This window comes from Methanosarcina soligelidi, from assembly GCF_000744315.1.
Lineage (GTDB): Archaea > Halobacteriota > Methanosarcinia > Methanosarcinales > Methanosarcinaceae > Methanosarcina > Methanosarcina mazei.
The window spans coordinates 1,316,347-1,341,975 of record NZ_JQLR01000001.1; the positions used below are offsets into that span (position 1 = coordinate 1,316,347).

16 protein-coding genes are annotated in these 25,629 nt (G+C 40.1%); 11 read left to right on the forward strand and 5 right to left on the reverse strand.

The window, feature by feature from the left end; translation table 11 throughout:
- Nucleotides 1–7 precede the first annotated feature (7 nt).
- Nucleotides 8–232, reverse strand: a complete 225-nt coding sequence (locus M886_RS18220; RefSeq protein ID WP_152557993.1) for a hypothetical protein — start codon at nt 230–232, stop codon at nt 8–10.
- 259 nt (nt 233–491) lie between these two features.
- Entirely contained in the window at nt 492–1,820 is a 1,329-nt protein-coding gene (mgtE, locus tag M886_RS05770; protein ID WP_048050855.1) for a magnesium transporter, read from the reverse strand.
- 502 nt (nt 1,821–2,322) lie between these two features.
- Between mgtE and M886_RS05775 the strand changes: the two genes are divergently transcribed.
- The 5 genes from M886_RS05775 (at nt 2,323) to M886_RS05795 (ending at nt 9,827) form a co-directional block, all read left to right on the forward strand.
- Entirely contained in the window at nt 2,323–5,076 is a 2,754-nt protein-coding gene (locus tag M886_RS05775; protein ID WP_048050856.1) for a type I restriction endonuclease subunit R, read from the forward strand.
- 1,111 nt (nt 5,077–6,187) lie between these two features.
- Nucleotides 6,188–6,400 (forward strand): winged helix-turn-helix domain-containing protein, encoded by a 213-nt coding sequence (locus M886_RS05780; RefSeq protein ID WP_052718764.1) that lies wholly within the window; start codon nt 6,188–6,190, stop codon nt 6,398–6,400.
- A 119-nt stretch (nt 6,401–6,519) separates the two neighbouring features.
- The gene (locus M886_RS05785) at nt 6,520–8,013 is read left to right on the forward strand and encodes a restriction endonuclease subunit S (protein ID WP_080934224.1); all 1,494 of its coding nucleotides are present in this window, start codon (nt 6,520–6,522) and stop codon (nt 8,011–8,013) included.
- A gap of 118 nt (nt 8,014–8,131) precedes the next feature.
- On the forward strand, nt 8,132–8,338 hold the full coding sequence (locus M886_RS19495; RefSeq protein ID WP_048039229.1) for a Fic family protein: 207 nt from the start codon (nt 8,132–8,134) through the stop codon (nt 8,336–8,338).
- Complete coding sequence (locus tag M886_RS05795) at nt 8,331–9,827, forward strand: type I restriction-modification system subunit M (protein ID WP_048050857.1); 1,497 nt, start codon at nt 8,331–8,333, stop codon at nt 9,825–9,827. The genes M886_RS19495 and M886_RS05795 overlap by 8 nt, the downstream gene beginning before the upstream one ends.
- Nucleotides 9,828–9,957: 130 nt before the next feature.
- Here M886_RS05795 and M886_RS05800 read toward each other — a convergent pair whose 3' ends face one another.
- Complete coding sequence (locus M886_RS05800) at nt 9,958–10,968, reverse strand: hypothetical protein (protein WP_048050858.1); 1,011 nt, start codon at nt 10,966–10,968, stop codon at nt 9,958–9,960.
- A 675-nt stretch (nt 10,969–11,643) separates the two neighbouring features.
- On the opposite strand from M886_RS05800, the gene M886_RS05805 reads away from it, so the two are divergent.
- Together M886_RS05805 and M886_RS05810 are read left to right on the forward strand one after the other, a co-directional pair.
- A complete protein-coding gene (locus tag M886_RS05805) occupies nt 11,644–14,190 on the forward strand; it encodes a PocR ligand-binding domain-containing protein (protein ID WP_048046800.1) in 2,547 nt (848 codons plus the stop codon).
- Nucleotides 14,191–14,535: 345 nt separating this feature from the next.
- Nucleotides 14,536–15,378 (forward strand): class I SAM-dependent methyltransferase, encoded by an 843-nt coding sequence (locus M886_RS05810; protein ID WP_048040688.1) that lies wholly within the window; start codon nt 14,536–14,538, stop codon nt 15,376–15,378.
- A 272-nt stretch (nt 15,379–15,650) separates the two neighbouring features.
- Here the strand turns inward: M886_RS05810 and M886_RS05815 are convergent, their stop codons facing one another.
- Nucleotides 15,651–16,235, reverse strand: coding sequence for a sugar O-acetyltransferase (locus tag M886_RS05815; protein WP_200880714.1), 585 nt, complete (start codon nt 16,233–16,235; stop codon nt 15,651–15,653).
- Nucleotides 16,236–16,828: 593 nt separating this feature from the next.
- Nucleotides 16,829–17,035 (reverse strand): hypothetical protein, encoded by a 207-nt coding sequence (locus tag M886_RS05820; RefSeq protein ID WP_048040690.1) that lies wholly within the window; start codon nt 17,033–17,035, stop codon nt 16,829–16,831.
- Between the two features lie 795 nt (nt 17,036–17,830).
- On the opposite strand from M886_RS05820, the gene M886_RS05830 reads away from it, so the two are divergent.
- The 4 genes from M886_RS05830 to M886_RS19080 all read left to right on the forward strand — a co-directional run bounded on the left by M886_RS05830 (nt 17,831) and on the right by M886_RS19080 (nt 25,606).
- The gene (locus M886_RS05830) at nt 17,831–18,481 is read left to right on the forward strand and encodes a YggS family pyridoxal phosphate-dependent enzyme (protein ID WP_048045884.1); all 651 of its coding nucleotides are present in this window, start codon (nt 17,831–17,833) and stop codon (nt 18,479–18,481) included.
- A gap of 214 nt (nt 18,482–18,695) precedes the next feature.
- Nucleotides 18,696–20,945, forward strand: coding sequence for a PGF-pre-PGF domain-containing protein (locus M886_RS05835; RefSeq protein WP_152557994.1), 2,250 nt, complete (start codon nt 18,696–18,698; stop codon nt 20,943–20,945).
- 253 nt (nt 20,946–21,198) lie between these two features.
- Nucleotides 21,199–22,210 (forward strand): IS630-like element ISMma17 family transposase gene (locus M886_RS17695; RefSeq protein ID WP_152557995.1). Its coding sequence is split into 2 segments (ribosomal slippage): nt 21,199–21,683 and nt 21,682–22,210, totalling 1,014 coding nucleotides; the frame shifts between segments, so codons are not numbered across the junction.
- A 123-nt stretch (nt 22,211–22,333) separates the two neighbouring features.
- A complete protein-coding gene (locus M886_RS19080; protein ID WP_015412006.1) occupies nt 22,334–25,606 on the forward strand; it encodes a PGF-pre-PGF domain-containing protein in 3,273 nt (1,090 codons plus the stop codon).
- Nucleotides 25,607–25,629: the final 23 nt, after the last annotated feature.

Genomic DNA, 25,629 nt, shown 5'->3' on the forward strand with positions numbered 1-25,629 from the left:
TCCAATACTAAGAATACCAGGATATGATACTTTCTCTGTCGTATCCTGGAAATTCTTTTCTGACATCTCCACTAAGTTTTCTGACATCTCCACTAAGTTTTCTGATCTCTCCACTAAGTTTTCTGATCTCTCCACTAATTTTCTTTATTCTTCTGCTAAATCCTGAGTATTTATTTTCTAAACTCCCGAGCTCAATTAAAAAACTCCAGAGCTCAATTAAATTAGATGTCAAAGTTGAGAAAGAAACTAAAATTGGAAAAGGAGTATGAAAATTTATACATATTTATGATAAACTCTACAGCTTACATTGGTTTCTGCTTATCCTCTGATGTTTACAGAAATGGTTTAAGCGGATTAATGAAAAATGTTTACAGGTATTAGCTTATGTCGTTTTAGCTAGTACCCTCCTTAAAAATTTCAGTTAAATCTTCAGCTATATTTGCACTTAAACAGCTGGTGAGGTGATATAAAATTAACAAAATAAACCGGAATTATGCAATGCCATAGTACCACGTCGCAATTCTGAAGTATATAACTACGCCAACAATATCTGCTATAGAGGTAATTAAAGGAGCACTGGCTGTTGCGGGGTCCATTTTTAATGCTGTAAGCAGGAAAGGAAGGGTGGTGCCTATCAGACAGCCGGCAAAAATCACAATGATCATGGTCACAGCTACAACTACACCCAGTTCCAGCCCCCCTCTATAAATTCCGAGACCCGCTGCAGCTGCACCCATTGTAATTCCTATTGTGGCTGCAACCAGCATCTCCCTGCCAATAAGGTAAAACCAATCCTTGTTTTTGACATCACCTGTTGCAAGGGAACGGACTACGAGAGTTGCGGATTGGGACCCTGCATTTCCTCCGCTGTCTATTAGCAGTGGCAGAAAAATTACAAGAGCGACAACAGCCTGGATTGTGTCCTCAAAGGATGCAATAGCAGCGCCTGAGAATATATTTATGAAAACAAGTGTCAATAGCCATGGGACTCTTTTTGCATACAATAGCCGGACGTTTGCATCTTTCAGACCCGTTCTCATAAGTCCGACTGTTCCCATTTTATGGAAGTCGTCTGTTGCCTCCTCTTCTGCAACATCCATCACGTCATCAAAAGTAACCGCTCCTACAAGACGCTTTTCGGCATCGAGGACAGCCAGTGACGGGATATCGTATTCGCTAATAATCTCTACCGCTCTATTTTTTGGATCAGTAGTATATATGAAAATGTCCTCTCCTTTAACAATACTTTCCAGAGGTGTTAAAGGTTCGGTTTTTATGAGGTCGCCCAGCATTACATACCCGCTGTACTTTCTCTCCCTATCGATTACAAAAATCATTGGCATTTCATCGGCTCTCAGGGGAGAGGCATGTAGACCCGTCAAAACCTCGCCTGCATTCTGATACTTATGCGCTGAAACGTACCTGGGAGTCATGTATCTGCCTGCACTTCCTTCAGGATAACCAAGGAGCAGGTTCACATATTTGCGCCTCTCAGGGCTCAGCCCGTTAAGCAGGCGTTTTGTTATCTTTGCAGGCAGTTCTTCAAATATCCTTGCACAGTCATCAGGGTCAAGGGGCTCAAGCAGATCTATTGTATCCGCTTCTTCCATTAATTTTATTATCTCAACCTGATGTTCCACACTAAAGCTTTCAAAGATTTCAAGTGCCAGATCTTTCTCAAGAAGCCGGAAAAGTATCACAAAATCTCTGCCATCTAACTCAAAATACAGATCCTCAATCTCGGAAGGTTTCATCTCCCTGATTACCCTTAAGCCTTCCCAGTCCCTTTTATCCAGCAGCTCTTTGAATTCAGGATGCATTAATACCCCCCGTATTTTTTGCGTTTATCCGAATAATAGAACCTTTTATAGAGAGAAAAAGGATAGTGTTGATTTTATACGCTGCCCACAAAGAAAACAGCCTCTTTCCTAGTTAAGTTTTAGCATGGTCAAATGTAAATAGAAATCCTTCTATTCCTCCGAATCAGGTAAAACCTTAGCTGATAATACCTGCTTTACTACTTGCAACCCTATACTTTTGAACGGCAGGTGTTTCAAATCTACCCTCACACAACAGGAAGTTCTGAAACAGGAAGTTCCGATGTCCATCTTCTATAAAGGAATTATTAATATCCCGTTTGTTAACTCTAGAAAGTTATGATACTGAAATTCAGGATTTAACGAATTTAGAAAAATATTTGTATTAATTTGAATCTCTAATTTTGGTTATAGTGAAAGAGTTTCAGCCCGGCATTCCAACCGAGTACCATAATGAATAGACTACTGGTAAAGAAACGAATCGCAGTCAAAGACAGGTAAAGATATGATCAATAACCAGACCCCGGAGCAGAAAGCCAGAAATGAAATCGATAAAAAATTAAATGATGCTGGCTGGATTGTGCAGGAAAAGAGCATGATAGACTGGAGTGCTTCCAGGGGCATTGCAGTTAAGGAGTATCTTACCGATGTGGGACCTGCTGACTATGTGTTATTTGTTGATAAAAAGCCGGTCGGAATTATCGAGGCAAAAAGGGACGAAGAAGGTCACAGATTAACCGTTGTTGAAGAACAGTCCGCCGAATATGCATCAAGCAAGCTAAAGTACCTTAACAATGACCCCCTTCCTTTTGTATACGAGAGTACAGGGGAACTCACACGTTTCACGGATTTCCGCGACCCGAAGCCGCGGTCAAGGCCTGTTTTTTCTTTTTTCCGCCCGGAATTATTTGAAGAACATTTAAAAAAGAAACCACTTCGGGAAAGGCTTCTCGATATTCCTGAGCTGTGTACCGAAGGTCTTCGAGACTGCCAGGTTATGGCGATTTTAAACCTTGAAAAGTCCTTTAAGGATTACCGCCCGCGGGCTCTGATTCAGATGGCAACAGGATCCGGAAAGACCTATACTGCCATAACCTTCATCTACAGGTTACTGAAATTTGCGGATGCCAGAAAAGTGCTTTTCCTTGTTGACACTAAAAATCTGGGTGAGCAGGCGGAACAGGAGTTCATGGCTTATGTGCCCAATGACGATAACCGCAAATTTACCGAGCTGTATAATGTTCAGCGCCTGCGTTCAAGCTATATTTCTTCGGACAGCCAGGTATGTATTTCCACAATTCAGCGGCTTTACTCCATCCTGAAAGGCGAGGAGCTGGACGAAAAAACCGAAGAGGAAAACCCTGCCGAGAGGGGCTGGCAGCCAAAGGAACCGCTTCCTGTTGTGTATAATGAAAAGGTCCCTATTGAAGAGTTCGATTTTATTGTCATAGACGAGTGCCACCGTTCAATATACAATGTGTGGCAGCAGGTTCTGGATTATTTTGATGCTTTTTTAATAGGTCTGACAGCCACACCGGATAAACGCACCTTTGGCTTTTTCAATGAAAATGTGGTGAGCGAGTACAGCCATGAAGAAGCAGTTGCGGACGGCGTGAATGTGGGCTATGATGTGTATCTAATTGAGACTGACATTGGAAGGAACGGAGCAAACATACCAGCCCGGGAGTTTGTGGACAGACGTGAGAAGCTTACCCGCAAAAAACGCTGGGAACAGCTGGACGAAGATTTGGCCTATACTTCCAGGCAGCTTGACAGGGAAGTTGTCAATCCCAGCCAGATACGGCGCGTGATACGGACATTTAAGGAGAAGCTGCCTGAAATCTTTCCCGGAAGAAAGGAAGTTCCCAAGACTCTTATTTTTGCCAAAAACGACAGCCATGCTGATGATATTATCAATATTGTGCGGGAAGAGTTTGGAGAAGGCAATGCCTTTTGCAAGAAAGTAACGTACAAAGCCGAAGAAGACCCAAAATCGATATTGTCGGCTTTTCGCAACGAATACAATCCAAGAATAGCGGTTACTGTGGACATGATTGCAACAGGCACGGATGTTAAGCCTCTGGAATGCCTGTTCTTTATGAGGGATGTCAAAAGCCTCAATTATTTTGAGCAGATGAAAGGCAGAGGGACACGAACCCTGGGCTTTGACGATCTGCATAAAGTGACTCCATCGGCTGTTTCAGCCAAGACTCATTTTGTGATCGTGGACGCAATAGGTGTTACAAAAACTATGAAGACCGACAGCCGGCCTCTTGAACGTAAGAAAAATACCTCATTGAAAGACCTGCTGGCAGCGGTTACTTTCGGCGCTCAGGACGAAGACCTTTATGTTTCACTGGCTAACCGTCTTGCAAGGCTGAACAGGCAGATAAATGAGAACGAGAGAGCAACTTTTGCTGAAAAAGCGAATGGAAAAACTATCTATCAAACTGTAAAGGACCTGCTCAATGCATATAACCCTGATATGATCGACCTCAAAGCTGATGAAATCAAACTGCGCCAGCCGGAAATTCAGGACACCGATGTAAAGAAAAAGGCGCAGGAAATCCTTATTGATATTGCCAGGTCCACTTTTTCCGGCGAGCTGAACGAATATATCGAAAACGTGCGCAGGGTCCATGAGCAGATAATTGATACAGTGAACCTTGATACCCTTAAAAAAGCCGGATGGGACATGGATATACTGGCAAGGGATGAGAAGCTGATCAACGATTTTAAAGCATATCTGAAAGCCAATAAAGACGAGATCACAGCCCTGAGAATTTTCTACAACCAGCCCTACCAGCGCAGGGAAGTAACTTTTGCGATGATAAAGGACGTGCTGGAAAAAATGAAACTGGAAAAGCCTTACCTTGCCCCTCTCGATGTATGGCAGGCTTATGAGCGGCTGGATAAGGTAAAAGGAAATTCCCCTAAAAACGAACTCACTGCCCTTGTCTCCTTAATCCGCAGGGTAACTGAGATTGACCCTGTGCTGACCTCGTACGACCAGACCGTGAACCGCAACTTCCAGGACTGGGTGTTCAAAAAGCAGGCTGGAACCCTGAAATTTAATGAAGACCAGATGAACTGGCTCAGAATGATAAAAGATTATGTTGCAACCAGCTTCCATCTGGAAATCGATGACCTTGACTACCACCCCTTTGATATCCTTGGTGGGCGCGGCAGGATGTACCAGCTTTTCGGGGACGAGATGAATACGATTATCAGCGAATTGAATGAAGCGCTGGCGGCGTGATTTTTATAGAAAGGACGGATGATAACCAGTTTGTAACCGTCAAACACTTTACACCTATTTCCCATTGTTTGTTTTTATTTCCCATCGACTGATTGGCAGAGTACGTGACTGATGATTTGCAGGCTAACTTGATAAATAATTAAACTAATTATATTACTCTCAGTAATTATACCGCCAGTGTTATATACAGGAACTTACATAGTATATATTGTTCACAAGGAACTGAGCTGTAAAGTGAAGCAAATTCAGGACAGAGTAAAACCCTGATCCCGCAATGAACTTCATTGACACGCAGGCTTAAAATGAAGCAAGTTCAGGACAGCCTGAAAACTGATTCCGAATATACTTCATTGACGCGTAAGCTATAATGTGAAGCAAATTAAGGACGGCTTGAAAACCTATCCATAGATATACTTCATTAATGCTTTTACTGCGAGGTGGAGCAAATTCAGGACAGAGTAAAATCTGATCCCGTAATATACTTCATTGACGCGTAAGCATAAGGTGGAGCAATTTCAGGACGGTTTGAAATCCTATCCCCTAGTATCCCTTCATTTATAGCGTAAACTGCGAGATGAGGCAAATTCAGGGCAGTCTGAAGGCGATCCCAAAATCTACTTCATTGACATGTAAGCTTAAAATGAAGCAAATTCAGGACGGCTTGAAAACCGGTCTCGAAACCTACTTCATTGGCGTGTAAGCTGTAGAATGAGGCAAATTCAGGACAGAGTAGAGCCTGTTCCCGAAATAAACTTCATTGTTGCAGACCAAACCTTGTGAACTCCTTATTCACTCTTTTAACCAAAGTTAAAACGTATAGAATTGTTCTCTTCTTTTACTGCTTTCCTCCTCCCTTTTCCTTTATCTGCGACCCCAGCGCATGGATATATATCCCTCATGCCGTTCTAATTTTTAATGCAATCCCTGAAAGGCAGAAGTAGACAATTATTTAATTAACTGACATCTTAAAAGTACTCCTGAATTGATAGTGAAAGGTTCGGAGAATAATCGGTGGAAGTAGAGGTTAAGAGATAACTGTGGTGAAAACTGTGGTGAAAACTGTGGTAAAAAGTGGGGTGAAAAGTGGGGTGAAAAGTGGGGTGAAAAATAATTGGAAATAATTAGAGAGATAATAAACGATCCCCAGATCTCAATTGTGGAACTAAGTCAAAAAATAGGACTCGGTACCACAGCTATTGAAAATAACATCACAAAATTCAAAGAAAAGGGTATTTTGAAGCGTGTAGGTCCTGCGAAAGGCGGCCATTGGGAAATAATAGATGAGTCCAAGAATGAAAATATTGATGAAGCGTCGGAGTTGTGAAGGTTCGGAGAAAACTGTGGTGAAAACTGTGGTGAAAGGTTGGGAAAAAAGTTCGGAGAAAATACTCCGGCTCATGAACGATATTATTAACAAATTAAACGAGGCTTTGACTGATTAAGATGAAAACGATTAAATCTCTAACTGAAGCCGAAATCGCTGGATTACCACAGCTGTCCGAGAGATGGGTATGGGTTAGACTCGATTCTATCGGAGAACTATTTTGTGGTCAATCCCCTTCAATTGCAGAAGTGAATCAAGAAAAGCGCGGGGTTCCCTATGTTACTGGTCCGGAGCAATGGGATGGCAGTAAAATTAAAGAAACAAAATGGACTGAATTTCCTAAACGTCTAGTACCAGAGGGTTGTATTTTCATTACTGTTAAAGGAGCTGGCGTTGGTAAAATATTTCCAGGCGTTTCTTGTGCAATTGGTCGTGATATTTATGCTTTTTTACCGTCTTCTAAAGTTGATTTCAAATATACACTTCACGCTATAAAACATCAAATTGATGTGTTGATAATGAAAGCTCAGGGTGATATACCTGGCTTGTCTAAAAATCATATTCTTGATCATGTTATTGGATTATGTTCAATAGAAGAACAACGCGCCATAGTTTCCAAAATAGAGCAACTCTTCAGCGAACTGGATAACGGCATTTCCAATCTCAAACTGGCACAGGAACAGCTCAAAGTTTATCGACAGGCAGTGCTGAAGAAAGCTTTTGAAGGAGAGCTTACTAAAAAATGGCGGGAGCAGCAGACGGATTTGCCGGATGCGAGGGAGTTGCGGGAGCATATTGGGAAGGAAAGAGAAGAAGCTGCAAAAAACTCGGGCAAGAAACTGAATTCTGTTAAACCTCTTACTGAAGTCGAAGTAAACGAATTGCCGAGATTGCCGAATAGGTGGAGATGGGTGAAGCTTGGGGAGTTAACTGATATGACTTCTGGGCGCGCATTTAAAAAGAGCGAATACAGCAGTCATGGAATTAAACTCTTCCAGATTGCCAATGTATCGTTTGGACATACATTATGGGATGACGTAGTTTACCTACCAGAAGAATATCTTCAAAAATGGCCAGAATTAGTCCTCAAAGAAGGTAATCTACTACTTGCTCTAAATCGTCCTTTAATTCAACGGAATCTGAAAATTTGTACTTTGCATAAGAGCGATCTCCCGGCAATTCTTTATCAACGAGTTGGCAGATTAGATCTTCTCTCTGAGGGACTTGCAAACTATATTCTGTATTTCATGCAAGGACCTTTTTTCATATCTAAGTTTGAGAAAGATTTGCAGGGTATTGATATACCTTTCATTAACAAAGGAAAACTACTGGCCAAACAAGTACCAATATGTAGCAAACAAGAAATGCAAGCCATCGTTCAGGAAATCGAAACCCGCCTTTCAGTCTGCGATAAGATAGAGCAGGACATTGAAACAAATCTGGAAAAAGCCGAAGCGCTGCGGCAGAGTATTTTGAAAAAAGCGTTTGAGGGGAAGCTGCTTAATGAAAGGGAACTTGCAGAGGTTCGCGGGGCAGAGGATTGGGAGCCGGCTGAGGTTTTGCTGGAACGAATAAAGGCTGAAAAGGCGCAGAATGGAAAGAAGATTCATTGATACTGTAAATTAGACTATAAATATCCCCCAAGCTACCCCTCAAGTTACCTCTCAAGTTACCCCCCAAGCTACCCCCCAAGCTACCCCCCAAGCTACCCCCCAAGCTGAGAACGACAAGATCAACGCATTATTAGAATATTGTATCGAACCAAGAAGTAGAGAGGAAATTCAAGAGTTTATGGGATTAAAAGATAGGAAACATTTCAGATTAGAAATCCTGAATCCACTTATTCAGGAAGGAAAACTTTTCCTAACCATCCCTGATAAACCGAATAGTCCTAACCAAAAATATTACTCTTATCTCAAGGATCCAAACCATGTCTGAAAACACATCATCCATCGTTTCCAAAGTCTGGAGTTTCTGCAACGTCCTCAGGGACGGGGGCGTGAGCTACGGAGATTATCTGGAACAGCTGACCTACCTCATATTCCTTAAAATGGCTGAAGAATACAGGAAGCCGCCCTACAATAGAAATATCGGCATCCCCGAAGAATATACCTGGGACAGACTGAAACAGCAGCGAGGGGCAGAACTCGATACCCATTACAGGGAGCTTCTCGAAGAACTCGGGAAAAAGCCGGGGATGCTCGGGCAAATCTTCCTTAAAGCCCAGAACAAGGTCAGCGACCCTGCCATGCTCTACAAAATCATTGATATGATTGACAAGGAAAGCTGGGTCATGATGGGTGTGGACACAAAAGGGGAGATCTACGAAGGGCTCCTGCAAAAGAATGCCGAAGACACGAAAAGCGGAGCCGGGCAGTACTTCACACCCAGGCCTCTCATTAAGGTCATGGTGCAGTGCCTCCAGCCCGAACCCATGAAAACAATCGGAGACCCCTGCTGCGGCACAGGCGGGTTCTTTCTGGCAGCTTATGACTTCCTTACCTCTCACCGCCGTCTGGACAGGGACCAGAGCCGCTTCCTGAAAAACAAAACTTTCGGAGGCAATGAAATAGTCGCAGGGACAAGACGGCTTGCTTTGATGAACATGTTCCTGCACAACATCGGGGAAATAGACGGTGAGCCCATGATCTCCAATTCCGATGCGCTCATAGCAGATCCCGGTTACCGTTACGATTACATCCTTACAAACCCGCCTTTTGGAAAAAAGAGCAGCATGACCTTCACAAACGAAGAAGGCGAACAGGAAAAAGAAGAACTCACTTACAACCGGCAGGACTTCTGGACAACCACAAGCAACAAGCAGCTAAATTTTTTGCAGCACATCCATACGATCCTCAAAACCGGCGGGCAGGCAGCAGTTGTACTGCCTGATAATGTCCTCTTTGAAGGCGGAGCAGGTGAAACCATCCGCAAAAAGCTCCTTGAAACCACAGACCTGCACACGATCCTGCGCCTGCCGACAGGCATCTTCTATGCAAACGGCGTAAAGGCAAATGTGCTTTTCTTTGAAGCAAAACCCGCATCAAAAGAGCCCTGGACAAAAGAAGTGTGGATCTACGACTACCGCACAAATGTGCACCACACATTGAAAAAGAACCCTATGAAATATTCCGACCTTGAAGAGTTCATCAGATGTTACAACCCGGAAAACCGCTTCAATCGGAAAGAGACCCGGAGTGAAGAATCTCCCGAAGGCAGGTTCAGGAAGTTCAGCTATGACGAAATAATAGCAAGGGACAAAACGAATCTGGACATTTTCTGGCTCAAGGACAAAAGCCTTGCTGACCTCGACAACCTCCCTGACCCGGATATTCTTGCAAACGAGATAATTGAGAATATGGAAGCTTCACTGGCAAGTTTCAAGGAGATTATAGCCACGATCAATGGAGAAAGTGAAGAGAATTAAAATAAATTCCTCATCTGCCTGAAGGAAAAGGACAATCTGTCTGAAGATTAAAAATGCTCTGATATTCTTTTTATCATCGCCAGATCCGGAATTCATTTTTCAATAAAATGTTGTGGTGGATTTCCACCACTTATGTTTGTGAGATTTCCGGTCCGGCTGCGAGGTCGCATAAATAGATGTCATTGCCAGATGTACCATCAACATAGTTCCTGTCAAGTCCCCATACAATAGTATTATTGTACACTTCCGGTGTCGTATAAACTTCTTCAGGATAACCGTATATCAGTGTGCTTTGTCCTGCAGATATGTTATACAGGTACACCCCGGGTTTGCCTTCATAATCATCAACACATTTATTGTATACAATTTTATCATCCTGTATGGCAATATGTGTCCCTGTGCTGGCGCCGTATTCATTTCCATCCGGATCAGTGTCAAGAGGGCGTGTGACGTCTGTGATATTCTCTGTTAATATATCATACATCGCAATATATCCCTGATGATTATATACGTCAGACCAGATGACCCTCGTGTCCCATATGCGCGGTATGTTTGGGTCTCCGTATGAAACGACAGTTTTTCTTTCCCCGGTGTCAATGTCATACATCCTGATAGTTATATCCGCTTCCGGATCTTCTGAATATGAGTAATACACTACCTTGGTGCCATATATGTCGGGATTGGTGCCGTTTCCTATTTTTTCCTGTGTGGAATTGGATATGTCCCTCAGATACACGCTATCGTTTGCGCTCCAGACAATTCTGTTGTCATAAATAGCAGGTCTGCTGTACTGGTCTACTTCCTGCGTGATGTAACTTTTCGTGGCTGTCGGGATATCGTAAACAGCAATCCTTGGAGTTCCAATACTTTCATCATGCCACACTATTTTGTTTTCATAAATATCCGGACTTGATGCCCCGGAAGAGCTAAACCTTATGCCTGTTCTGTTTGTCAGGTCGTATAGATGAATAACGACCCCGTTTGTCCACACCACCTTATCACCATAAACAGCAGGGTCGTATCCGGTTCCGATTTTCGTAATTTGAGCCGCGGAAGCTGCGGCTGAGATCAAAACCAAAAAAACAAAAACCAGGACTGATGAAGCTAAAGCTATTGAACATAGCTTCCCCTTATTTCCCATTTATTTTCCCCCAGTTATCTTTATTTTTCAAATTAATATACAGTTTATATACTCTGGATATTTTTCGGGTTCTATAATATTCTGTATTTTTCGGGTTCTATAATATTCTGTATTTTTCGGGTCCTACATTATTCTGTAATATCAGGTTCTGTAATATTCTGTAATTACATCTGAATCATCTATTACTAAAGTCACATTAATCCAGATCCGGGCTCTTTGGCCGGCTAATTATGTGATAAATTAATAAAGAGGCTAAGCAATTATATAATTTTGCGAATAAAATATTTTCCAACCTTTAATTATATACTAATTTTATTATGAGTTCTAATTGCAGGCCTCAATTCAATATTAAAAATTGCTTTAAGAATGAGAGGCGGTTAAGGCAATAATAACCCTGTTACAAAAATTAAAGCCTATTTATTCTTTTTTCCTGTTTTTTTAAACTTTATAAATGATTCTGTTTTTATTGCGGTTCTAAAAGCATACACAACTTACTGGACAACTTCTAAATTGGCAGCTGTTGAATAAAATCAAATGTTATTTTTATATAAAAACTTATAAATTATATAGGTGATAACCGCAAACAGATACTATCTACCTGGAAAATAGATAACCGGGTTCTGTTGCTGGCTGCGATAGACAGGGTGAACCCTTCAAGATCGGGGAAGATATGAAATGAAAGAGAACCTGAAAAATTCTGGCATAGATATAAAACGTGTTGAGGAAACTCCGGACCAGAGTGAACAGTATTTCAGGCAGAAGCTGGAGGACAGTCTTTCACCTTCTCAGAAGGTAGAGGACCTTGAGCTGACTGAAATTATCAATGTCCATGCTATTGAGCCTTTAATGGACAATTTCTACAAACTCACTAACATTCCCATAGGCTTAAACGATCTTAAAGGAAATGTTCTGATAGGCGTTGGCTGGCAGGATATCTGCACCAGGTTTCACAGGGTTCACCCTGAGACATGCAAGCACTGCATAGCAAGTGACATCATGCTATCTTCGGGAGTTTCTCCAGGGAAGTTTAAGATGTACAGGTGCAGGAACAATATGTGGGACATAGTGACCCCGATTATGGTAGGCGGTCATCATATAGGCAATATCTTTTCAGGGCAGTTCTTTTTTGAGGATGAACCTCTGGACTACGGACTTTTCCGGTCTCAAGCCAGAAAATATGGCTTTAATGAAGAGGAATATATAGCAGCTCTTGATAAAGTGCCGCGCCTGAGCAGAGAGGCTGTGAATACAGGCATGGCTTTCCTTATGGGGTTTGCCAACATGCTTTCCGAGCTGAGTTACAGCAACATCAGGCTTTCCATGGCGTTGATGGAACGCAATAACCTGGTAAATGAACTGCAGAAAAACAGGGAAGACCTGGACCGCGCCCAGGCAGTTGGAAATATCGGAAGCTGGCGTCTTGATGTGCGTAAAAATGAATTGATATGGTCTGACGAAACCCACCGTATTTTCGACATACCAAAAGGAACTCCTCTGACATATGAGTTTTTTCTTTCAACTGTCTATTCGGACGACAGGGAATATGTCGATAGGAAATGGAAGGAGGGGCTGGGAGGGAAACCATATGACATCGAACACAGAATTGTAGTAGGTAATAAAATTAAGTGGGTACGTGAAAAAGCATATCTTGAGTTTGACAGAAACGGAGGGGTAACCGGCGGTTTCGGTATCACACAGGACATCACCGAACGCAAAAAAGTTGAAGAAGCTCTTAGGATCTCAAATATTTATAACCGGAGTTTGATTGAAGCCAGTCCTGATCCGCTTGTCACTATCGGCCAGGACGGGAAGATAACTGATGTTAATAATTCCACTGAAACTGTTACCGGCTATTCAAGGGACGAACTCATAGGCACGGACTTCTCAGACTATTTTACTGAGCCTGAAAGAGCCAAAAAAGGTTATCAGCATGTATTTTTGAAAGGGTTTGTAAAGGATTATCCTCTTGAGATCCAGCATAAAGACGGACGTGTAACCCAGGTTCTGTATAATGCTTCAGTTTACAGGGACGAGTCCGGAGAGGTTATAGGGGTCTTTGCTGCTGCGCGTGATGTTACGGAACTTAAAAAAGCAGAGGATGCCCTGAAGAAAGCACATGATAATTTAGAAAAACTGGTTGAAGAGAGGACTGTCCAGCTTGAGAGTGCTTATGAATCATTGAAGGAAAATGAGATAAGTCTCTCTGAAGCTCAAAAAATGGCACATATTGGAAACTGGGACTGGGACCTTGTAACCGGCAAAGTGCACTGGTCTGATGAACTTTTCAACATTTTCGGGCGTGACCCTCAAAAAAGCGCTGCAAATTATGAAGAGCTTTTGAATTACATTCACCCGGATGACCGGGATTTTGTGGATGGCATTATCCGGAATAGTTTTACCGGGAAACGCTATGGAATTGATTACAGGATCATAAGGGATAACGGGGAAGAACGCACAGTCCATGCAGAAAAAGAACTCATTTTTGACCGGAATAATACCCCTGTTAGGTCCAAGGGAATCATCCAGGATATCACGGAGAGAAAGAAAGCTGAAGAAGCCCTGGAAAAAATACAGGAAACCCATATAAAAGAAATCCATCACAGAATCAAGAATAACCTGCAGGTAATCTCTTCCCTCTTAAGTCTTGAATCTGAAAAATTCAGTGATGCAAAAATCCTTGAATCTTTCCGGGAAAGCCAGAACCGGGTAGCTTCAATGGCTCTGATTCACGAAGAGCTCTATAAAGGAAACGAACTGGACACCCTCGACTTTGCAGATTATATCCAGAATCTGACTTCAGACCTGTTTGACTTATATAGCCTCAGGAACAGCGGTGTCAGCCTGAAGCTTGACCTTGAGAAGATCCATCTTGATATTGATACGGCAATTCCTCTTGGCATTATCGTTAACGAACTGGTATCAAATTCATTAAAACACGCTTTCCCTTCCGGAGAAGCAGGTGAAATTCACATAAGTTTCTGCAAAAAAGAGAGATTTTCAAACTATGATATTTCATCGGGTCCCTGCTTTTATGAAAAAGACAGCTTCCATTACATACTTGCCGTAGAAGATAACGGAAGAGGTATTCCCGAAGAGATAGATTTTACAAATTCAGATTCTCTCGGGCTCCAGCTTGTAAACATTCTTGTTGAACAGGTAGGCGGCTGTATAGATCTCAAAAGGGTTCACGGGACAAAATTCACTATCTGGTTCAGGAAATAAAGAACTAACGAAAAAAGGAAATTTGATTTGCTGAGATTTTAATTCCGGAATCCTGTTGAGTTCCCAAATCTAGCAATAAATTCTTCCAGATCCGTTTATAGCGAGTTTTATATTATCTTTTTATTATGTTTGTGATGAACTACAATACAGTAACGGACTACAATATAGTAACGAGTTACAAATATAGTGACGAGTTACAATATATGACGAGCTACAACATCTTTTCTTATTGCGCCTGTGACGAGCTGGAGTTTGATCCAGTGCAAACTCTTTATATAATTTAAGCATGTTATCTACAAGTTACTGAATTATAAGTGACTGGATTACATCACAGGTCGGAATTTCATGAAGAACTTTAATAAGATTTGTTCCACGGCAGACTGGAACGATCCGGAATTATTAGAGATGATGCGGGACATTCTTCATCCCGGAACTGGAGAGGATGTCAAGCTCAAAAACCGCCATCGGAAACATTGGGAATGGGCTATTGGAATGCTCTCACTGAAAAAGACAGGCAAGCTGGATAGTGGCTCAGTTATTCTGGGGATAGGTAGCGGTAGCGAAGCACCTGTTTTTTATCTGACAAACCATGCAAAATATGTTTTCTGCACTGATCTGTATACGATAACTTCAGGGAGGTGGAAGGAAGCAGATTCGAGCATGTTAACGGGTCCTGAGCATTTTTCTCCAGGTAAGTTTAACCGCAGAAGGCTCGGGGTACAGGTTATGAGCGGCACTGACATTAATTTTGAAGACAATACTTTCGATGCCGTATTCAGCTACTCTTCGATTGAACACTTCGGAGGAAAAGAGGCAGCTGTGAAGTGTATGAAAGAGATTGAAAGAGTGTTAAAACCCGGCGGAATCGCCAGTATTGCAACTGAAATTTACGCAGGAAATGAACTGGAAAAACTTTACAGGTCTCGCGAAAAGTATGGCAAGTTTCCCAATCATCTCCTTCGACGTTATAAAATATTTTCCGAAATGTTCACCCGTGAAGAACTGGAAAAATATCTCCTGACATCTACGAATATGAAGCCTTTGTTTCCTGTCAATTTCAGCACAGATATGGATGATCTGAAAGGTGCTATAAAATATCCTGTGACCAGAGATCATAACACACATATTTTTCTCGACATGAAGGGCATACTCTGGGGGTCCATACATATCGCTCTGATTAAACGGTAAGCATAAATTACAAAGAATAATAATCTGTTATTACAAGGAATAATAATATCAATAATAATAATAATAATAATAATAATAATATCAATAATAATAACAATAATAATACTCTGTTTGCTTAATCATTATTCTCTGACCTGTTATCTATGTAAGCTAATAAAATCGTAAGAATATAAGTTCTAAAAGCCAGAAGCGTATTATAAACTTTAAAAGCCTCTCTGAATTCCGTTTTCCTTATTATTTGGATAGAACTTAAACGCTCAAGCAAAAAAGGATTAAAATTTTTTATCTTCATCACTAATCTCACGAATAACCCTGCAGGGATTCCCAAAAGCAACAACGTCGGAAGGAATATCTTTTGTCACAATACTCCCGGCGCCTATGACAGCATTATCCCCTATAGTTACCCCGGGAAGTACAGCAACATTGCCGCATATCCATACATTGCTGCCGACTTTTACCGGATAAGCGTATTCCAGTCCTGCATTGCGGCGTTCTACATCAAGTGGATGTCCGGCTGTATAGAAGCTGCAGTTTGGAGCGATCATCACATTATCCCCAAAAACAACCTTTGCTCCGTCGAGGATGATGCAGTTGTGATTTGCATAGAAATTGCTGCCTATTTCGATGTTGTAACCGTAGTCGCATATAAATGGCGGCTCAATAAGAAAAGAACCTCCGGTCTTGCCAAAGAGTTTCTGAATTAAAGCCGTCCTTTCCTCAATTTTTGCTGGATGAAGCTGATTATACTCGTAGCAAATTGCTTTGCAATAAGCCCGTTGAGAGATCAGCTCTTCATCATAGTATGCATTGTATAATAAGCCCTGAGCTGCTTTTTCTTTTTCAGTCATTTCAGCCATAGTTGCTTCTCTCCTTAGTAAAATGATAATCCTGTTTATTTAATCATTCTTTAAGAAGATCTTCGTTATGAAGAGTAAGAGTTATACTGTGGAATACTGTGGACTTAAAACTACACATCCCTTAGAAAAATCCTGCCTCAAAGCAAGATAGAAACATTGGAAAAGAAGCTCAGTACATTCTTTGAGCTCGAAAGTAAGGAGAATAAAAACAAAACCGAAAAATGGCTTATCTGAGATTAAAACTCAGGAACTCCGCCGTGTGAAGGCTGGGAGTAAGCGGTAAAAGTGGTGAAAGCGGTAAAAGCACTGTGCCTTACGAGCCGGATATGCAGATCTTTCTTTGTGAATGAGAAGCAAACCATAAGAACTCTGACGAACAACGGGTAATGCTCTTCACGATATCCGGGCTGAACATAAGGGCAAATTCAAAAAATGGCTGCTCAATAAAAAAGACGTAAAAGCTGCTCAATAAAAAAGACTTAAAAGAATGTTAAGCTGGAGATCGGATAAAGGTGATGTGTAATCGATAAGCTGTGCAACCCAATCTCCAGTATAGCCTCAAGGGTCCTACATTTTTACCTGGAAATAAATATTTACATTATTTTTCCAAAGATCATTGAGGATATTTTTATCAGTACGTAAGCTATTGGCAATGATGCCAGGAACACGTACAGGAAAAATCCAAGCGAGCTCAGACCTCTCATTATCCGAACTTCAACGCTGTTTCCTCCGTGAATTACAGCACCATCATAACCTATTGCGCTGTCAAACTGCCTGAAATATGCCTCATTCTGTTTCATATATCCCACCTACTGTTTTTCTCCCCACTGTAAAGCTCTTTTTGATTGTACTTTGTTTGATAGTAAGTACAAACACTTTCTATAAATAGTTATCTCATTGAGCTAATATTAGTTAAATAGTATTTCAGGGATATTGATGGTATTATATTAGCCAGATAAGGTGAAAAGCCGGAAAAACAGGTGATTAAGGCTTATTTGTATATTATTCTCTGATCTTAGCCATAATCTTTGATGATCATTTTTTCAAAAATTATTTTTAATGTTTTAATTAATAACCTTTACCAGTTTCTCCTTCAATCTTCAGTCTTTATTGAGCCATTCCTTCAGGTTTAAGAGAAAATGTATGCCTGTCTATGTAATTGCTCTTGAAGAAGAAGCTTAAATTCTAACTTGAAGTTTCACAACCTGACGCAAAATTCTTCCTCGGAAATCCTTCCTCGAAAATCCTTCCTCGAAAATCCTTCCTCGAAAATCCTTCCTCGAAGCAATAGCCAAATCATTAGAAAATGAAGTCTTTAAAATCCCGGCTCTTTGAATCTTGAATATAGAATAATCAATCGAGCTACAGATGATGAAAATAGTTCTGAAACTTTTACCGATGTAGGAAAAATAGGTTTTGGAATAAGCTCTCAAATAATATTTCTGAAAAATGTTTGCTTTTTTATAGGAATTGCGTATTTGAAATGATTCCAATTTATTATCATTATTAATATAATTATATTTTCGCTCCATAAAGCCATAATTGGAATCATTTAAATACAACTACTTTTGATAAAAACAGATTTAGGGACAGCGATGCCAGTCTATGAAAATACAAAGTTAATCCTTGAAAAGATTGGAAGCACAACACTGGTTTGTGTTACCAAGACGATTGAACCTGAACGGATAAACGAAGCCATTCGAGCCGGAGCCACTATCATTGGAGAGAACCGGGTTCAGGAGTACGAGGATAAACGTGATGATATACTGCCCTGTGAGACACACCTTATAGGCCATCTGCAGGCAAATAAAGTCAAAAAAGCCGTACATCTATTTGATGTTATCCAGTCAATTGACTCCCTGAAGTTGATACAGAATATTGATATGAGAGCCAGGGATATTGACAAAGTACAGAGAGTCTATCTTCAGGTTAACATCGGCAACGAACCGCAAAAATACGGATTCCGACCTGATGAGATAAAAAACGCAATAACAGAGATCCGCTCTTTAAGGAATGTCCGTGTTGAAGGCCTCATGTGCATCCCTCCTTTCGTACCCCCTGAGCAAACCCGATCCTATTTCAGGAAGATGAAGGCCCTTTTTGATGAAATAAAGCAGGAAAACCGGGACAATATCGATATCAGGACGCTATCCATGGGCATGTCCAGTGACTACAGGATTGCCATCGAGGAAGGAGCCACAATGGTACGTGTGGGTTCTTCCATATTCGGGAAGAGGAAGTACTGAAAGTACTTTTCTTTTATTAAAATGAATAAATATTTTTTCTCGTTATAACTTATGTTATTTTTTAGCTTCCGGCAAAATAAAAACAACTGTACTTACTTCAATGGTTCTCAGATGCTGTAAAAAACAAGTATACTTCGAACACTCTTTATAATACATAAAACATTTGAATTTATATCAATATTTGTAAGAGTAAATAAGTAAAAAGGTGATACTAGTGGATTTGTCATTAATATTTTTGTTACTATTAGGGATAATTGTATATTTTTACATGAGACAAAAGTTAGAACACAATAAATTATGTGAGTTTTTTAAAAATACCATACACATTAATTTGTTTACGGATCGCTCTAAAAATGGATTAAAAGTTTCAATGCACAAATTTTCAATTTTTGTTGTTGTGCTTTGTTTAACACTTACAACATTTTCACCCATATTATCTGTGAATTCTGCAGCAGCAGAAAATAATGTTTTGTCTGAGAATACTGCTGGCCAAACTACTTCTAATAACAAGGTCGACACTTTATATTACGCTAGCTCGAAATCTGATGTATATCATGTTGAAGGATGCCGTTACGTCTCACGAATTAAGCCAGAGAATCTCATCACATTTGACAGTATACAAGAAGCAGAAGAAGCTGGTTATAGACCATGCAGTGTGTGCATTGGTACGACACCATCGCCTACACCTACACCAATTCCAACCCCAGAGCCAGAGCCAGAGCCACAACCTGAACCTACACCAGCACCTACACCAGCACCTGCACCAACGCCTACACCAGCACCTACACCAGCACCTACAACAACGACAACACCTGTCAATGGAAATTTAACTATTCACTTTATCAATGTTGGTCAAGGGGACTCGATTCTTTTAGAGTATGGCGATAATGACATGCTCATTGATGCTGGAGATAATGGAAAAGGTGATGACGTTGCTAATTACGTGAAAAAAGAAGGAATAACGTCATTGGATTATGTGGTTGCAACACATCCTCACGAAGATCATATTGGTGGAATGGATGAAATCCTTAACGATTTTCCGATTGGGGAGTTCATAGACAGTGGATATCCTCATACAACCCAGACATATGAAGACATGTTGAATACCATTAGCAATAAAAATATTCACTTTTCAACGGTGAAAAGAGGGGATCAGATAAATTTCGCTCCAGGAATTGTTGTTGAGGTTCTCAATCCAGGAAATACATATTTCGATGATGACCTCAATCAGAATTCAATTGTTTTAAAGGTCACGGATGGACAAATATCGTTTCTGCTAATGGGTGATGCAGGAGTAGAAGCAGAAAACGCAATAATGGGAGACGGATATGATGTCGATGCCGATGTTCTGAAAGCAGGACATCACGGGAGCAGCACGTCCAGTGGGAAAACTTTCATTTCTGCTGTAAGTCCAAGTGTAAGCGTTATCGAAGTTGGTGCGGAAAACGATTACGGTCACCCACATGATGGAGCACTTGAAACGCTACAAAAAGTATCAAAGGTTTACAGAACAGATATTGATGGTACAATCACAATAACAACTGATGGCTCTACTTATTCTGTAGTCACAGAGAAGACAGCAGATACAGATTCAACAGAAACTCCGACTGAAACTTCCACTGAAACACCAACAGAAACACCTGCTGAAACCCCGACTGAGACTCCTACCGAAACCGTCACTGAAACTCCAACACCAACTGAAATTCCTACGGGAACTCCGACAGAAGAATCAGATTCTGATTCCAGTGGAAGCTCAGGAGGCAGTTCTCACAGCTCTGGATCATCAGGCGGTGGAGCTGGTGGATCTCCGGAACCACAGAGCAATGTAGAATATAAAGACACAACTAAAGCGTTCATATCGAATGGAAGAACTGTAACTTTCAATTTTACAAACGATGTTACCGTAGTCAACAGCATAAACTTCGAGTCAGATAAAACCATGGGTAAGACTACTGCCATCGTTGAGAACCTAAAGGAGAAATCCTCTCTTGTTTCAGATCTACCAGAAGGAGAGATCTACAAATCTTTCAACATATGGGTCGGTAATGCTGGTTATGGAAATTCTGACAGTATCATGAATGCTATTGTAAACTTCAAGGTTGAAAAATCCTGGTCGCAGATGAATGGAATAGACCAATCTTCTATCATCCTATACAATTATGATGAAGAGAATAAGGAATGGGAAAAGCTTCCAGTGATTTTGTCAGGTGAAGACAATGAGTACCTGTACCTTACAGCTGAAGTCCCGGGGTATTCTTCTTTCGTTATAACAGGAGATGTAGGAACTCCAAATGTACAGACCACAGAACCTACTGCAACATATAAAAGCAGTAACTCAGAAGAAAGTGAAGGTGTCACTGTAACTGAAGAATCTGCAGAAGACCAAGAATCTCCTGGATTTGGTTTAATCAGTGGAATTGTTTGTCTATTCTGCATGTTCTTGTACAAAATTAAAAATCAGTAAACCATAGAGAATAGTAATCAAGTAGAAGGTTATTTACCAAATCTTGCCAGGTCAAATTCGAAAGTCACCTTCTGCTTTCTGTTTTTCCATAATAGGTACGTTGAATTCAGTCCTACACTTTTGTAAATATGGTTAAGATTACACTATCTTATTTTTACTTATATCCTTTTTAATCCATTTCCTTGATTAATTATAGTGACCCTTCTATATAATGCAACATTTATATAATTGAAGTAATTATATTATTTTAATTATGAGTTTGGAAATGTTTACTACTTCTGATGTTGCCACGGCTATCTGTAGTTCCTGTGATAAGAATGAGAAGTTAAAACTTCAAGCGTTGCTGTTAGTTAAAAATGGTTTGAGTCCAGCTAAAGTTGCAGAAGATTTCTCAGTTCATCGTTCAACAGTTCATCGTTGGATGAAAAGAGCTGAAGAAGAAGGTTTGTCCAGCCTTAAATGTAGACCTGGTCGAGGAGTAAAGTCTTTTTTAACTGAAGAGCAACTTTCTGTGTTAAAGAAAGCATTATCAGAGCCAATACCAACAGATGATGGCTTTTCTCGTGGTTGGCAAACTAAGGATGCAATTCAATTTGTCAGAGAGAAATTTGGAATATCTTATTCCAAATCAAGAATGAGACAAATTATTAAAAATTTAGGATTTAGTAGAATTACATGTAGACCTCAATCAAAAAGACGAAATCAGGCATTAACAAACGAATTTATTGCTGAAATCAAAAAAAAGACTCTTAAATCCTGACTATTTATTTGTCACTCAGGATGAGAGTAGTTTTTATTTAGACTCAAACAGATCAAAATGTTGGGCAAAAAAAGGCTCTAAGCCTATTAAATTTATAAGTGGTTCAAAAACAAAGATCAATATTGGAGGATTCTACACTGAAAACAGAGACTTTTATTGGTATGATTTAGGGATTAAAAAGAATACAGACTCTTTCTTAAAATCATTAATAAAGCTTAAAAAAGACATAGGAAGAAAAATATTTCTTCTACTGGACAGAGCAACATGGCATAAATCGAAAAAAGCAAGAGAATTCTTTCAAAATAACAAATATTGGTTGCAAATATTACTTTTCCCTCCAGCTACTCCAGATAGGAACCCAACGGAATATTGTTGGAAAACGACAAGAGAAGAGTTAACGTCAATAAAATCATTCAAGAATCTTAAAGTATTAAAGGAAGAACTAGATGAGTTTTGGGAGAAGCATGTATTCACGCACAAGATGTCGCATTATTTAAAATGGTGACTATATTTTCAAATTAAAAGATTATAAAATCAAATTTTAAGAAAAGTTTAAAAACTATCAATTGGTAATCTACCTAATTATTTTTACAATGTAAAATAATTAATGATAGGTCAGGGAAAATCAATGAGGAATAAGGGAAAGTTATATTCAACGGCTTTAGCTTTAATTGCCTTTATTTTAGTTTTTTTAATTTCCATTTCATGTATGGCTTCTACAGCTTTCGCAGAGAGCGCAGATGGTCAATTAACTTTAGTTGAGACTCAAATAACCAATAATCCGTCATGGAAGGAAGATCCTGTTATTTACGGTGACAGAATAGTGTGGGTGGACTATCGTGAAGGGAAGATACAAATTTACATGTACAATCTCTCAACTTCCAACGAAACTCAAGTAGTTACAACCTCATCGAGGCAGGAAGACCCTAGAATTTACGGGAATAGAATAATCTGGGTAGATAATAGAAATGATGACTACAACATCTACATGTATGATCTCTTGACCTCCAAGGAAACTCAGATAACTACCAACAAATCAGATCAGTATTTCCCTGCTATCTATGAAGATAAAATAGTTTGGACAGATGATCGAAATGGAAATCAAGATATATACATGTATGATCTCTCAAATTCCAAGGAAACCCAAATTACGACAAACGGATCAAGTCAGGCACTTCCTGCTATTTATGGTGATAAGATAGTCTGGCAGGATCAACGAAATGGAAACTGGGATATATACATGTATGATCTCTCAAATTCCAAGGGAAGTCAGATAACTACCAACGAATTAGATCAGCATTCCCCTGATGTCTATAAAGACAGAATATTTTGGGAAGATGAACGTAGCAGTCAAATATTTAACGATATTTACATGTACGATATCTCTACTTCAACTGAAACTCAGATGGCCGCATCCAAATCGATTAAGACATACTATGATATTTACGAGAACAGAATTGTATGGCAAGATGAGCGTAATGGTAATCAAGATATCTACATGTACGATCTGTCAACTTCTAATGAGACTCAGATTACTACCAATGGATCAAGTCAGTTGAAACCTGCTATTTATGGAAATAGAATAGTATGGCAGGATAGTCGCAATGGAAACTACGAAATCTATATATGCACTATCTTGGAAGAGAAGCTGGAACCAATATTCCCTATTGCAAACTTTACCAGCAATGTCACTGCGGGTTATGCTCCTCTTGATGTTCAGTTCACTGACCTTTCGCAAAATGCAGTATCAAGAAGCTGGGAATTTGGGGATGGAGATTCTTCAATTAACCAAAATCCAGCTCACACTTATTCTGCATCAGGAGTCTATACTGTTAATTTGACAGTAAGTAATGTTAATGGCTCGGTATCAAAATTGGGCACGATAAATGTTCTACAACCTTCTGTTTGTGCATATGTTACGAACATGGGCAGCAAAAATGTCTCTGTAATTGACACATTCACGAACCTTGTTTTTGCTACTATAAATGTAGGACATTATCCATTGGGAGTTGTGGTCAACCCAAATGGAACAAAAGTATATGTGGCTAATATGGATGGAACTGTCTCAATAATTGATACATCCACAAACAATGTTATAGGAACGATAGAAGTAGGAAATTATCCTTATGGAATTGCAGTAAATCCAGACGGAACAAAGGTATATGCAGCGAACTATGGAAGCAATAATGTCAGTGTAATTGACACTTCAACTAATACAGTTACAGCTACTGTGCCTGTAGGAGTTACTCCTTTAGGAGTTGCAGTTAGCCCAGATGGAAAAAAAGTGTATGTAGCAAACTACAATAGCGACAATATTTCTGTAATTGACGCTGCAACAAACAAAATTACAGATACAGTGAATGTGGGTGATTTTCCTGTTGGAATTGCTGTGAATCCTGATGGGACAAAGGTATATGTGGCGAATATCAATCCATTCGGAAGTGAAATGAATTACGAACGAATGATTGGCACAGTTTCTGTAATTAATGCAACAACAAATAACGTTACAGCGACGGTAAAGATAGGTGAATCTCCTTCCGGCATTGCTGTCAACCCAACTGGAACAAAGGTATATGTAGCGAACTATGGCAGCAGTAATGTCAGTGTAATTGACACGTCTACAAATACCGTTATGTCCATAATTTCTGTGGGTAATCGTCCTTATGGAGTTGCAGTAAACTCTGATGGGACAAAAGTATATGTAGCTAACCAGGGTAGCAACAATGTCTCCATAATTGACACTACTACAAACAACGTTATAGGTACGGTGAATGTAGGAAACAGTCCAATAGCTTTCGGGCAGTTCATAGGAGGAAAATCAGTAATTCCTGATTCAAATCTCAGCATCAATGTTGCTCAAGTAATACCTGAATTAACTGAAGCTGAAAACGGAAAAAGCATAAATTTCAAAAATGGGGAGATTTTTTACCTGATACTTTCTGAAAACCCAGGTACGCCATATTCTTTGCAACTCAAACTGAGCAGCGGTCTTACTATTCTAAGTGAAAAATCAATACCACGAAATCCTCCGTTAAAAATCGAAAAGCCAGGAGGGACTATGGGAGTAGTTCATATATGGAAAATAAAAGTCAACTCTGAAAACGATCAGGAGATAAAAGGAACGTATATACAACCTGTAACGAGAGAAATAGCAAGAACTTATACTGTTTACCTCAAAATAGGCAATGCAGATGACGATGACACTGATAATGGGGGAAGCGGTGGAAATGGGGGTGGCTCGCCTGAACCTGCAAAGAATATTGAGGTTAAGGAACTTTCCCAGGTCTTCATCATTAACGGAAAAGCTGTTCAGTTTGATTTTACAAAGAATGCAACCTGTGTAGTGTATGTAGGTTTTGATGCTAAGAAGACAGTTGGAAAAACCACAACCATAGTCGAACAGTTGAAAAATAAATCTACTCTCGTCTCCAACCTGACTGAAGGAGAGGTCTATAAGTACTTCAATGTATGGGCAGGAAACAGCGGATTTGCAAGCTATGAGAATATAGAAAATCCAACTATTTGTTTCAAGGTAGAAAAATCTTGGGTGCAGAACAAAAGTATAGATCAAGATTCAATTACCCTGAACAGGTACACCAACAAAACATGGGAACAGTTGCCAGTCAGTCTGTCACGAGAAGATAGTAAGTACCTGTACTTTATAGCAGATGTTCCGGGATTTTCTTTCTTTGCAATAACAGGAAGGCCGTGTGCTTCTCTCGAAGAAGCTGTAACTGAAATAGAGCCCGGAAATAAACTTGGCAACTCAGATTATAACACTGGAAATACAGGATCTAAGGCTGGCAACGAGTCCAATGAGAACGAAAACAAAGGCATACCAGGCTTTGAAATGGTTTGCGGAATAATCGGTCTGCTTGGCGTATTCCTATATAGAAGATAAAGAAGATTATCCACGAAGTGTTT